Here is an 11,980-nt window from a genome sequence, read left to right on the forward strand (position 1 = left end):
ATGCAGGGGCGTTGGCGCCATGGATGGCGCCATCGAGCTTACAGGGACGTACTTGCAGCGTCCCCTGCATGGCCTACCCGCCCCGCCAAGCGCGGCTTTTGCTCTGAGCGTCACACCACGAGGGGCTCAGCCGTTCGCCGCCGCAAACGCCGGCCGCGTCAGGTTGTCCGCCTCGCCATCAGTGCACAGCACTTCGTCTTCGATGCGGATGCCACCATACGGACGGAAGAAGTCCACGCGGTCCCAGTTGACCGCATCGCCATGGCCGGCAGCCTTCACTTCGTCCAGCAGCATGTCGATGAAGTACAGGCCCGGTTCGATGGTCACCACCATGCCCGGTTCCAGCACGCGGGTCAGGCGCAGGTAGGGATGGCCGGCCGGGCGCTCGATGCGGCCGCCTTCTTCACTGGCGGCGAAACCGGCCACGTCGTGCACCTGCAGGCCGATCATGTGGCCTATGCCGTGCGGGAAGAACGCGGCGCTGACGCCGGTTTCCAGCGCGGTCTGCGGCGATACCTTGATGACGCCGAAATCCTTCAGCACGCCCATCAGCGAAAGATGCGCGTCCACGTGCAGCTGCTTGTAATCGAAGCCGGCACGCACCGCCGCGCACATCTGCTGCTGGGCCGCGTCCACCGCGTCGATCATCGCGGCAAACTCGTCGTGGCCCTTGGCCGCATAGGTGCGGGTGATGTCGCTGGCGTAGCCATGCGCGCTGGCACCGGCATCGATCAGGAAGCTGCGCAGCGGCTGCGGGGCCTTGCGGCCCAGCTCGGTGTAGTGCAGCACGGCGGCGTGTTCGTTCAGCGCAACGATGTTGCCGTACGGCAGTTCATTGGCATCCTGGCCCACGGCCTGGCAGTAGGCCATGTGGATGTTGAACTCATCGGCACCATTGCGGAACGCGGCCTCGGCAGCACGATGGCCGCGTACGCCCAGCACCTGCGCCTGGCGCATCAGCGCGATTTCGTACGGCGTCTTGCAGGCGCGGTGCCATTCCAGGTAGTTCACCACCGGGGCCGGGTTGTTCGGCACGTAAGCCCCCAGCGCGCTCTGCGGCTCGCCCAGGATCGCGCAGCGCGCCGGATCGGCCGGCAGCAGGGCCAGCGCGTCTTCCGGCTTGCGGATGATGTGGATGTCGAAGTGCTCCACCCACCAGCCGCTGGGGGCGTCCGGCACCACGTGCCAGTAGTCGAACGGCTGGTGGAAGATCACCGCCGGGCGCTTGCCCGGGGTGAACACCACCCAGCTGTTGGGCACGCGGGTGAGCGGCAGCCACGCCTTGAACTGCGGGTTCACCGCGTACGGGTAGTCACGATCGTCGAACACCTGGTAGTGCAGGGTGCCGCTGGGTACCACCAGGTGGTCGAAGCCGCCGCGTGCCAGCGCCTGTTCGGCGCGTCGGCACAGCACGGCCAGGTGGTCGGAATACAGGGCGCCAGGGTCTTGCTGGATCATTGCGGTGGCTCGACACGGAAAACGGCCCTAGATTCTGCCGCATACCGCAGAAAACCGCTGTGCAGGAACCGGCACTCAGCCTGTCGAAACCGGCGCCTCGTCGCTGTCCTCGCCGATCCAGGCGCGCAGCAGATGCCGATGTTCGCGCGACAGGGTCAGGAAGCGGAACCCGGCCCAGCTCTGGCCCGGGGCATGCGCCGGCTCGCTCCACAGCAGGTGCACGCCCACATCGATGGCTGCGCTGCGGCCATCGCCCAGCGGGAGCGGGAAGCGCAGCTGGTACAGGGCGTCGTCGCGCAGGGGCTGGCTGGCCAGCATCAGCATGCCGGTTTCGGACACATTGCCCAGCCGGCCCACCACGCTGTCGCGCATCTGGTCGGTCACCGGGACCAGGTCGGACACCTGGCGGCGCGGTGCGCGGCGGGTGTCCTGCGGCGGTAGCTGGCTCATGCGTCAGGCTCCTGGCGGCGGCGACCGGCCAACGCGCGCAGGGCCGACAGGCTGGCCTGCCACGCGCGGTCGACCAGGCGGCCTTTTTCTTCGGTGACCAGCTGCGCCCGGCCAGCGGCCATCTGCCGGGCCAGCGTATCCAGGTCGGTTTCGCTGCTCTTCTGCCCGCGCGGATTGACGAACAACACGTGGCCGGTCAGCAGGCTGTACCAGGACAGGCGCTGGCGGCGCACGCTGCCGTCCTCGTCGGCCAGGTCGAACCAGCTGCCGAAGGGCAGGTTGGTCAGCTGCTCATGGCTGGCCTGTTCGGCCGGCGTGCGCGGTGTGGCGGCGTGGGCGCCGGTATGGGCCGCCGCATGCTCGCCCAGGCGTGCACGTGCCTTCAGGCGCGCGCTCAGCTCGGTGCGTGAGGTGTGCTCGTCTTCGCCGCCGGGCGTGGCCAGGCGACGGGCGACCGCCGAAGCTTCCTCGGGGTGGTAGCCGACCTGCAGCAGGGCCGCTTCCACTTCCGCGGCCAGCGGCGCGTCGGGCACGCTGTCGGCCTCGGCCGGTGCGGCGGTGACGGCTGCAATGCGTTCGGTCTGCTGCAGGCGTTCCTGCCACTGCGCCGAGTCATCGCCATGGCGCAGCCGGGTCAGGGTCAGCGCGTCGGCCCAGGCCTCGCGCAGCAGGGTCTGCACGAAGCGTGGCGGCTCCTGTGCCTGGCATTGCTGGTCGATCTGCGCGCTCGCTTCGCGGCGGGCCAGGGCCAACCGTTCCTTGCCGCGCGCTGCTTCCACATGGCGGCGTTCGGCCAGCTCGGCGCGATGCGCGGCGGCGCGCTGGTGCTGCTGGATTTCTTCATTGGCCGCAGCGAACGCTTCGGGCGTACGCGCGTCCTGGCCCAGCAGTCCCTGCACGCTCTGCGCCAAGCGCTGCATCAGCTGCGGGTCCACGTCATCATCGCCCAGCCAGTTGGCACCGGCTTCGGCGATGGTATTGAGCAGTTCGCGCGCGGGGTGTTCGTCGCGTACGAAGAAGGCGGGGTCGGCCATCGCCGCGCGCGCCAACGGCACCTGCAGGCGGGCCAGCAGGGCGGCCGGCACGGGGTCGGGGCGCTGTTGCTGCTGGACCTGCTGCAGCAGCAGGCGCAGCAGGTCGAGGTGGTCGCGATCGTGGCTGGCCAGTTGGGCCTGTGCGCCGTGCTCACTGCGCAGCTGCGCGGTCACGGCAGTCTGCAGGTCGGTGATGCTGGTGGCGGCGCCGGCCTGGGCCTGCAGGCGCGCCAGCACCGCATCCACCAGGCCGCTGGGCACCGAAGGCGGTTCGATGGCCATCGGCGCGGCGTGCCGGGCCTGCTGCAGCAGGTCGTGCAGCAGGTTGGCCGGGGGCGTGGTCAGTTCCGGGTTGGCCGCACCCGGCGGGACGGCGTCGGCGAAGGCGTTCTGCATCAGCGCCGACCACGAACCCGCGCGGCCGGTGCTGCCCCAGCCGGTCAACGGCTCGGCCGAACGCGGTGCAGGCTGCGTCGCGCGGCCACCGCCGACGGACTGGGTGATGATGCGGCGGGTGCTGGACGAGCGCGCCAGGTACGGGGTGTAGACCAGGCCCGGCAGCACGCCGTGCTGGGCCAGCAGGTTGTTGGCGCGCTCCAGGACGTCGCCGAGGCGTTCCAGCAGCTGGCGTTCGAAGCTGCGATAGAGCGCCAGCTGCAGTTCCGCGCTCAGCCCATCCTGTTCGGCCAGGCGCCGCACCAGGGTGCACAGCGCCTGCGGCGCCAGCGGCAGGGTGTCGTTGTCGAACGCCGGGGCGGCGGCCAGCACCGCAAGGCGCTGGCCGAGCAGGTTCAGGGCATTGCCCGAACGCTGGTTTTCCCGGCGCACCATTTCGGTCAGCACCAGGTTGCGGTCCACTTCGTGGTCATCCACCAGTGACAGGCCCAGCAGGCCCGGCGGGCGGCCGGACGCGCTCGCCGGCGCGGTGTCCTGCGGCGCACGCAGCTGCACCAGGCTGTCGGCCAGCGCATCGAGCATGCGGTCGCAGAAGGTGCCGGCAAACGCGTGCAGCTGGCCACGCTGTGCCAGCAGCTCGGCCTGCATCTGCGGATTGCGTGCGTGCTCGGCATCGTGCAGCAACGCCTGTTCGGCCGCTTCCACGGTAAGGATGAGCGGCGCGGTCAGCACATGGCGGCACAGCACCAGCAGTTCACCCAGCAGCTCGCGCACGCGGGGGGGCAGGTCTGCGGCGGCCAGGCGCGCGCTGTCAGGGGTGGCAAAGGGGAAAGCGGCAGACATCGGGTGCAGTTCCGGGATTCCCGCGAATCGACATGGGAATCTACCGTGTCGGCAGCCACGGGCGCTACTTGAGGAATTTCTGCGGTGGGCACCCGTTCAAACGCAGCGAAGGGCGGCCAGCGGCCGCATCCACCGGGTGCAACGCACCCGCCGCGCATGGCCCGGCGCTATTCCTCCAGGAACAGGCTCACCACGTCGTTGGTGAAGCGACGGCCCAGTTCGGTCGGCTGCACGTGGTCGCCGGTCACCTCCAGCCAGCCGCGCTGCACGGCCTCGGCCAGCGATGCGTCCAGCACGCTGCGCGGCAGACCGGTACGCGACTCGAAATCGCGCAGGCCGAAACCTTCGTGCAGGCGCAGCAGGTTCAGCATGTACTCGAAGGGCAGGCGATCGGCGGCGATCACTTCGTCGCCACCGAACGAGGCCGGGTTGCCGGCGCTGTCCATGTAGGCCTGCGGGTGCTTGAGCTTCCAGCGCCGCAGCACGTGTTCCTCGGCACCGGAGCTGATCTTGCCGTGCGCGCCGGCGCCGATGCCCAGGTAATCGCCGAAGCGCCAGTAGTTCAGGTTGTGCGCGCTCTGCCGGCCGGGACGGGCATAGGCACTCACTTCGTACTGGCCGAAACCGGCCTGCGCCAGCAGCGCCTGGCAGTGCTCCTGCATGTCCCAGGCGTTGTCCTCGTCGGGGATGCCCTGCGGCGGCCGTGCGAAGAACACGGTGTTCGGTTCCAGGGTCAGCTGGTAGTGCGAGATGTGTGCCGGCTGCAGCGCGAAGGCGCGTTCCAGGTCGGCCTCGGCGCCTGCCAGGGTCTGTTCCGGCAGCGCGTACATCAGGTCGATGTTGAAATTGTCGTAGCCCGCGTCCTGCGCCATCTTCACCGCGCGCTCGGCTTCGCCACTGTCGTGGATGCGGCCCAGGCGCTTCAGCGCGGCATCGTCGAAACTCTGGATGCCGAAGCTGAGGCGGTTCACGCCGGCCGCGCGGTAGCGGTCGAAGCGACCGTGCTCGGCGGTGCCCGGGTTGGTTTCCAGGGTGATCTCGGCATTGGGGGCAAAGCGCAGGCGCGCGCTGGCCTGCTGCAGGAAGCGGTCGATCGCTTCCGGCGGGAACAGGCTGGGCGTACCGCCACCGAAGAACACGCTGTGCACCACCCGGCCCCAGACCAGCGGCAGGTCCTGGTCGAGGTCGCGCAGCAGGGCGTCGATGTAGGCCTCGAACGGCAGCTCGCCCTTGGCCTGGTGCGAGTTGAAATCGCAGTACGGACATTTGCGCACGCACCACGGCAGATGCACGTACAGCGACAGCGGCGGCGGCACCAGGCGCGGCGCGGTGTCGTGTGCGTGGTCGGCGGAGCAGGCTTCGCCGGGCAGGTGGTTGCAGTGGTCGTGGTCGTGCGGCATGGGCTTCATCGGTAGTGCCGGCCGCTGGCCGGCTTCCCTGGAGTAATCAGTTGGGCGTCAGAGCCAGCGGGCCAGCTGCTGCTTGAGCTGCTGCAGGGCGGTAGCGCGGTGGCTGATGGCGTTCTTCAGCGCCGGCTCCATCTCCGCGGCGGTCAGGCCGTGGGTGGTATCGAGGAACACCGGGTTGTAGCCGAAGCCGTTCGTGCCGCGCAGTTCGCGGATAATCTGGCCTTCCCAGCGGCCTTCGCAGATCAGCGGCTGCGGGTCGGTGGCATGGCGCAGCAGCACGATGACCGCATAGAAGCGGGCCGTGCGCTGGCCATCGGCAATGTCGGCCATCGCCTCCAGCAGCTTGGCGTTGTTGGCCGCGGCATTGGTCGGGTGGCCGGCGTAGCGCGCGCTGTACAGGCCGGGCGCGCCGCCGAGGGCGTCGACGATCAGGCCCGAATCATCGGCCAGTGCCGGCAGGCCGGTCGCTTCGCAGGCCGCGCGTGCCTTCAGCAGCGCGTTCTCGACGAAGGTCAGGCCGGTTTCCTCCACGTCACCCAGGCCCAGTTCGGCGGCCGAGGTGATCTGCAGCGGCAGGTCGGCGAGGATCTCCTGCATTTCCACCAGTTTGCCGGCGTTGTGGCTGGCAAGCACGAGCGTCTTCATCAGCGGGGCTCCAACAGGTCCCAGGTGTTGCCGTACAGATCGCGGAACACCGCGACGGTGGCATAGGCTTCCTCGCGCGGCGCTTCCAGGAATTCAACGCCGGCAGCAACCATCGCCGCGTGGTCGCGGTGGAAGTCATCGGTGTTGAGGAAGAAGCCGACGCGGCCACCGGTCTGGTTGCCGATGCGGCTGCGCTGTTCCTCGTTGCTGGCGCGGGCCAGCAGCAGGGCGGCAGCGCTGCCATCGGTCGGCCCGACCACCACCCAGCGCTTGCTGCCCTGATCGATGTCGTCCAACAGGACGAAGCCGAGCTTGCCGGTGTACCAGGCAATGGCTTCGTCGTAGTCGGCCACCACCAGGGTGGTCAGGGCGATGCGGCGGTTCATGCCGACAGCGCCGCCTGCTGTGCGGCCAGCAGCTCGCCCACGCCCTTTTCGGCCAGGCCCAGCAGCGCGTCCAGCTCGTCGCGGCGGAAGGCGTGGCCTTCGGCGGTGCCCTGCAGCTCGATGAAGCCGCCACCGTCGTTCATCACCACGTTCATGTCGGTGTCGCAGTCGCTGTCTTCGGCGTAGTCCAGGTCCAGCACCGGGGTGCCGCGATACACGCCCACCGAAACGGCCGCCACGGCGCCGAGGATCGGGTTGCGCTTGATGTCGCCACGCTTCATCAGCACGCTCACCGCATCGACCAGGGCCACGTAGGCGCCGGTGATGGCGGCGGTGCGGGTGCCACCGTCGGCCTGCAGCACGTCGCAGTCCAGGGTGATGGTGCGTTCGCCCAGCGCGTTGCGGTCCACGCAGGCGCGCAGGCTGCGGCCGATCAGGCGCTGGATTTCCAGGGTGCGGCCGCCCTGCTTGCCACGCGCCGCTTCACGGTCGCTGCGGGTGTGGGTGGCGCGCGGCAGCATGCCGTACTCGGCGGTCACCCAGCCTTCGCCCTTGCCGCGCAGGAAGCCCGGCACGCGGTTTTCCACGCTGGCGGTGCACAGCACGCGGGTTTCACCGAAGCACACCAGCACCGAACCCTCGGCATGGCGGGTGAAGCCGCGTTGGATGACGACCGGGCGGAGCTGGTCGGGCTGGCGGCCACTGGGGCGGGAATCGGACATGGTGCGGGTTCCGTAAAGGCAGGGGAGTACGCCGCCATGCCCGCGACCGTGACGGGGCGGGCAGGGGGGCTCAGGTGAGGGCGCTAGGGTACCATTCCCCCTTTGCACGCACCGGACACATTCCATGATTCGAAGCATGACCGCCTATGCCGGCGGCGAGCGCGTCACCCCGTGGGGCACGCTGGGCTGCGAGCTGCGCTCGGTCAACCACCGGTTCCTGGAAGTGGGCACCCGCCTGCCCGAGGAACTGCGGGCGCTTGAACCGCAGCTGCGCGAGCGCATCGCCGCCCGCCTGAGCCGCGGCAAGCTGGACCTGGTCATGCGCCTGCGTGCGCCGGAAGGCGCGGCCAGCCTGCAGGTGAACGAAGCGCTGCTGGGCCAGCTGGGCCAGCTCGCGCACCGCCTGACCTCCGATTTCCCCAATCTGCAGGTCAGCTTCACCGAGCTGCTGCAGCTGCCGGGCGTGACCCAGGGCGAGGTCACCGACGCAGCGGCCCTGCAGGCCGAGGCGCTGTCGCTGTTGGATCAGGCGCTGGACGGCTTCGTCGCTGCCCGTGAACGCGAAGGCGACAAGCTGGCCGCCGCCATTGCCGAGCGCGTGGACGGCATCGAGCGCATCGCCAATGACGTCCGCACGCTGATTCCTGCCATTCGCGACGGCCAGCGCGCCAAGCTGGCCGCCCGCCTGGCCGATCTGCCGCACCCGGTCGATCCCGGCCGTGCCGAGCAGGAACTGGTGATGTGGCTGCAGAAGCTGGACGTGGACGAGGAGCTGGACCGCCTGGGCAGCCACATTGTCGAGATCCGCCGCGTGCTGAAGCAGCGCGAGCCGGTCGGCCGCCGCCTGGATTTCCTGCTGCAGGAATTCAACCGCGAAGCCAATACGCTGGGGTCGAAGTCGGTGGACAGCCGCACGTCCAATGCTGCGGTGGAGCTGAAGGTGCTGATCGACCAGATCCGCGAGCAGGTGCAGAACATCGAATGATGTGCAGCGGGGCGCCTTCGGGCGCCCTTGTTGAATGGCGCACGCTCGTCGCTACTTCGCGATGGCCGGCGTCGCTGGCTGGAGGAGGCGGGCCAGCCTCCCGGCCCGCTCTGTTAAAGTTGCGTGCCCGCACCCCGGGGAGCCGTCTGCCGGGCCTGGTTCCAGGATGTTCCGCGCAGCTCCCGCCGTGCTGGCGCGATCCTCCGCGCCGGTTCTGGAACATCGAGGATAAATTTTGCGAAATCAACAGCTTGGGTTCCGCGCATGAGTGCCCCGTCCACCCCGTCGGCCGCCGTTGCGCGCGGCACGCTGTACATCGTTGCCGCCCCCTCGGGCGCCGGCAAGAGCAGCATCGTCAATGCCACCCTGGCGCGTGACCCGCAGATCGCCCTGTCCATTTCATTCACCTCGCGCGCCATGCGCCCGGGTGAGGTGAACGGCGAGCACTACCACTTCGTCAGCGCCGAGACGTTTGAGGAAATGATCGCCGACGGCGATTTCTTCGAGCATGCCTGGGTGCATGGTGACTGGAAGGGCACTGCCCGCCAGTCGGTGGAACCGCAGCTGGCCGCCGGCCAGGACGTGCTGCTGGAAATCGACTGGCAGGGTGCGCAGCAGGTGCGCCAGCTGGTGCCGGGCACGGTGACGGTGTTCATCCTGCCGCCGTCCAAGCAGGCCCTGCAGGACCGCATGCGCAAGCGCGGCCAGGACAGCGAGGCGGTCATCGCCCAGCGCCTGGGCGCCGCCCGCGATGAAATGCTGCACTTCAACGAGTTCGACTACGTCATCGTCAACGAGGTATTCGATACCGCCGTGGACGAGCTGTGCGCCATCTTCACCGCCAGCCGCCTGCGCCGGGAGGCCCAGAAGGTCCGCCACGCCGGCCTGATCCAGGCCCTGCTGACCCCCGATGCGGGTGCAACTGACTGATTCCAAAAGAATCGGGTGGGGGTTGGCTTGATTTTGTCCAGCCCCTGCCAGTACACTCCGTCCCCTTTCCCTCATTCGACTGAGCGGCCGACCGGTCGCCGGGAGCCCGTATGGCCCGCATCACCGTAGAAGATTGCCTGGAAGTCGTTAACAACCGTTTCGAGCTGGTCATGATGGCCTCCAAGCGTGCCCGTCAGCTCGCCAACGGCGTGCAGGCCACCCTGGACAACGACACCGAAGACAAGCCGACCGTGCTGGCACTGCGCGAAATCGCCGCCCGCAAGATCGACAACGCGCTGATCGACGAAGTCGAGAAGGCCGAGCGCGAGCGTGCCGAGCGTGAAGCGCTGGAGTGGGCCGCCGCGGAAGTGGTCGCCGACGAAGACATGTCCAAGAACGACGATTGATCGCATCGATCAATGCCGTTGCTTGACCGCTGAACAGCCCGCCCCGTGCGGGCTGTTTCGCATTCAGGGTTTGCCGTAATCGGCGCGCTGGCATAGGCTTCTGGCATGAACCCAGGCCCCACTGCCAAGGTAGCCGCGCCCACCGCCGCGGCCGTACCTGATTACGTCCTCCAGCTCGAACGCGCCGCCCATTACCTGCCGCCGGAACAGCTGCCGCTGCTGCGCCGTGCCTGGGAAGTCGGTGCGTCGGCGCATGCTGGGCAGACGCGCAAGTCGGGCGAGCCCTACATCACCCATCCGGTGGCCGTGGCCCAGGTCCTGGCCGAGCTCGGCTTGGACGTGGAAGCGCTGATCGCCGCGATCCTGCACGACACCATCGAAGACACCCCGCTGACCCGCGAAGAGCTGGCCTCGGAGTTCGGCGAAGCCGTGGCCGAGCTGGTCGACGGCGTGACCAAGCTGGACAAGCTGAAGTTCCGCGACCGCCAGGAAGCGGCCGCCGAGAGCTTCCGCAAGATGCTGCTGGCGATGTCGCGCGACCTGCGCGTGATCATGATCAAGCTGGCCGACCGCCTGCACAACATGCGCACGCTGGGCGCGCAGAGCCGCGAAGCGCGCGGCCGCATCGCCCGCGAAACGCTGGAGATCTACGCGCCCATCGCCCAGCGCCTGGGCATGAGCCTGGTCAAGAGCGAGCTGCAGAACCTCGGCTTCAAGGCGCTGTACCCGTGGCGCCACGCCATCATCGAAAAACACATCCGCAGCCAGCCGGTGGTACGCCGCGAGGCGATGGCGCAGGTGGAAGTACAGCTGTCGCAGCGGCTGGCGAAGGAAGGCATCGAACACCGCCTGGTCAGCCGCATCAAGACCCCGTGGAGCATCTACAACAAGATGCGCGACGAGAACAAATCCTTCGACCAGGTGATGGACGTGTTCGGCTTCCGCCTGGTCGTGCGCAGCGTACCCAGCTGCTACCACGCGCTGGGTGCGGTGCACGCCACCTTCAAGCCGCTGGATGGCCGCTTCCGCGATTTCATCGCCATTCCCAAGGCCAACGGTTACCAGTCGCTGCACACCGTGTTGTTCGGGCCCTACGGTTCGCCCATCGAAGTGCAGATCCGCACCGAGGAAATGGACCTGATCGCCGAACGCGGCGTGGCCGCGCACTGGACCTACAAGTTCGGTGGCGATTCGCCCAACAGCGCGCAGAGCCGCGCCCACGCCTGGATCGTCGAGCTGATCGATTCGCAGCGCGCCGCCGGTTCCTCGCTGGAGTTTCTCGACAACGTGAAGGTCGACCTGTTCCCGGACGAGGTCTACCTGTTCACCCCGAAGGGCAAGATCCTGGCCCTGCCGCGCAACTCGACCGCGCTCGATTTCGCCTACGCGGTGCATACCGACGTCGGCAACATGGCCGTGGCCTCGCGCGTGGACAAGAAGCTGGTGCCGCTGCGCACCAAGCTGGTTTCGGGTCAGTCGGTGGAAATCATCACCGCGCGTTCGGCCACGCCCAAGCCGCAGTGGCTGGAATTCGTGGTCACCAGCAAGGCGCGCACCGCCATCCGCCACCAGCTCAAGCAGCTGGAACACGAAGACGCCGTGCAGCTGGGCCACCGCATGCTGGACCGCGCGCTGGAAGCGATGGATTCCTCGCTGGAACGCCTGCCCAAGGGGCGCCTGGATGCGTTCCTGGCCGAACACCGTTTCCCGCGCCTGGAAGCCCTGCTGGCCGAAGTGGCGCTGGGCAACTGGATGCCGACGCAGGCCGCGCAGGCGCTGATGGCCTATGCCGAACTGCGTGGCGGTCCGAACTCCCGCCAGTATTCGCAGGAAAAGATCCTCATCAACGGCAGCGAACGCGGCGTGGTCACCTTCGCCGGCTGCTGCCAGCCGATCCCCGGCGACGAGATCATGGGCTACCACACCGCCGGCAAGGGCATCGTGGTGCACCGGGTGGATTGCCCGAACCTGGCCGAGCTGCGCAAGTCGCCCGAGCGCTGGGTGCCGATCGGCTGGGACACCACTGTGTCGGGCGATTACAACACTTCGCTGGTGGTGGAAGTGGAGAACGGCACCGGCGTGCTGGCACAGCTGGCCGCGGCCATCGCGCAGAGCCACTCCAACATCGAGCGCGTGGATTACCTGGACCGCGACTTCAACGCCGCCGTGCTGGCATTCAACATCCAGGTGCGCGACCGCAACCATCTGGCCGAAGTCATGCGTCGCCTGCGCCGCCTGTCGGTGGTGCAGTCGGTACGCCGCCAGTAGCTCCACGCCATGCGTGGATGATTCCCGGTAGCGCCGGGCCATGCCCG

At 68.4% G+C, this 11,980-nt stretch carries 11 protein-coding genes; 4 read left to right on the forward strand and 7 right to left on the reverse strand.

What is annotated here, in order from left to right; translation table 11 throughout:
- Positions 1–126: 126 nt before the first annotated feature.
- From pepQ to rph, 7 genes are all read right to left on the reverse strand, one after another.
- Positions 127–1,458 carry a Xaa-Pro dipeptidase gene (gene pepQ, locus DCO49_RS17145; RefSeq protein WP_116865029.1) on the reverse strand — a complete coding sequence of 444 codons (1,332 nt, stop codon included), beginning with the start codon at positions 1,456–1,458 and terminating at the stop codon, positions 127–129.
- A 75-nt stretch (positions 1,459–1,533) separates the two neighbouring features.
- Positions 1,534–1,908, reverse strand: a complete 375-nt coding sequence (locus DCO49_RS17150; RefSeq protein ID WP_108747295.1) for a PilZ domain-containing protein — start codon at positions 1,906–1,908, stop codon at positions 1,534–1,536.
- Complete coding sequence (locus DCO49_RS17155) at positions 1,905–4,181, reverse strand: DUF1631 family protein (protein ID WP_116865030.1); 2,277 nt, start codon at positions 4,179–4,181, stop codon at positions 1,905–1,907. Before DCO49_RS17155 ends, DCO49_RS17150 begins: the two co-directional genes overlap by 4 nt.
- Before the next feature lie 167 nt (positions 4,182–4,348).
- Positions 4,349–5,581, reverse strand: a complete 1,233-nt coding sequence (hemW, locus tag DCO49_RS17160; RefSeq protein ID WP_116865031.1) for a radical SAM family heme chaperone HemW — start codon at positions 5,579–5,581, stop codon at positions 4,349–4,351.
- Between the two features lie 57 nt (positions 5,582–5,638).
- Entirely contained in the window at positions 5,639–6,235 is a 597-nt protein-coding gene (gene rdgB / locus DCO49_RS17165; RefSeq protein WP_108769873.1) for an RdgB/HAM1 family non-canonical purine NTP pyrophosphatase, read from the reverse strand.
- Positions 6,235–6,621, reverse strand: a complete 387-nt coding sequence (locus tag DCO49_RS17170; protein ID WP_116865032.1) for a VOC family protein — start codon at positions 6,619–6,621, stop codon at positions 6,235–6,237. The genes rdgB and DCO49_RS17170 overlap by 1 nt, the downstream gene beginning before the upstream one ends.
- The gene (gene rph, locus DCO49_RS17175) at positions 6,618–7,343 is read right to left on the reverse strand and encodes a ribonuclease PH (RefSeq protein ID WP_116865033.1); all 726 of its coding nucleotides are present in this window, start codon (positions 7,341–7,343) and stop codon (positions 6,618–6,620) included. The genes DCO49_RS17170 and rph overlap by 4 nt, the downstream gene beginning before the upstream one ends.
- 124 nt (positions 7,344–7,467) lie before the next feature.
- On the opposite strand from rph, the gene DCO49_RS17180 reads away from it, so the two are divergent.
- The 4 genes from DCO49_RS17180 to DCO49_RS17195 all read left to right on the forward strand — a co-directional run bounded on the left by DCO49_RS17180 (position 7,468) and on the right by DCO49_RS17195 (position 11,933).
- A complete protein-coding gene (locus DCO49_RS17180; RefSeq protein WP_116865034.1) occupies positions 7,468–8,328 on the forward strand; it encodes a YicC/YloC family endoribonuclease in 861 nt (286 codons plus the stop codon).
- 264 nt (positions 8,329–8,592) lie between these two features.
- Positions 8,593–9,258 carry a guanylate kinase gene (gmk, locus tag DCO49_RS17185; protein WP_108769867.1) on the forward strand — a complete coding sequence of 222 codons (666 nt, stop codon included), beginning with the start codon at positions 8,593–8,595 and terminating at the stop codon, positions 9,256–9,258.
- Between the two features lie 110 nt (positions 9,259–9,368).
- Positions 9,369–9,665, forward strand: a complete 297-nt coding sequence (gene rpoZ / locus DCO49_RS17190) for a DNA-directed RNA polymerase subunit omega (protein WP_079223054.1) — start codon at positions 9,369–9,371, stop codon at positions 9,663–9,665.
- A 105-nt stretch (positions 9,666–9,770) separates the two neighbouring features.
- Positions 9,771–11,933 (forward strand): bifunctional (p)ppGpp synthetase/guanosine-3',5'-bis(diphosphate) 3'-pyrophosphohydrolase, encoded by a 2,163-nt coding sequence (locus DCO49_RS17195; protein ID WP_116865035.1) that lies wholly within the window; start codon positions 9,771–9,773, stop codon positions 11,931–11,933.
- Positions 11,934–11,980: the final 47 nt, after the last annotated feature.

It is taken from the genome of Stenotrophomonas sp. SPM (assembly GCF_003105135.1).
In the GTDB taxonomy this organism is placed as follows: Bacteria; Pseudomonadota; Gammaproteobacteria; order Xanthomonadales; family Xanthomonadaceae; genus Stenotrophomonas.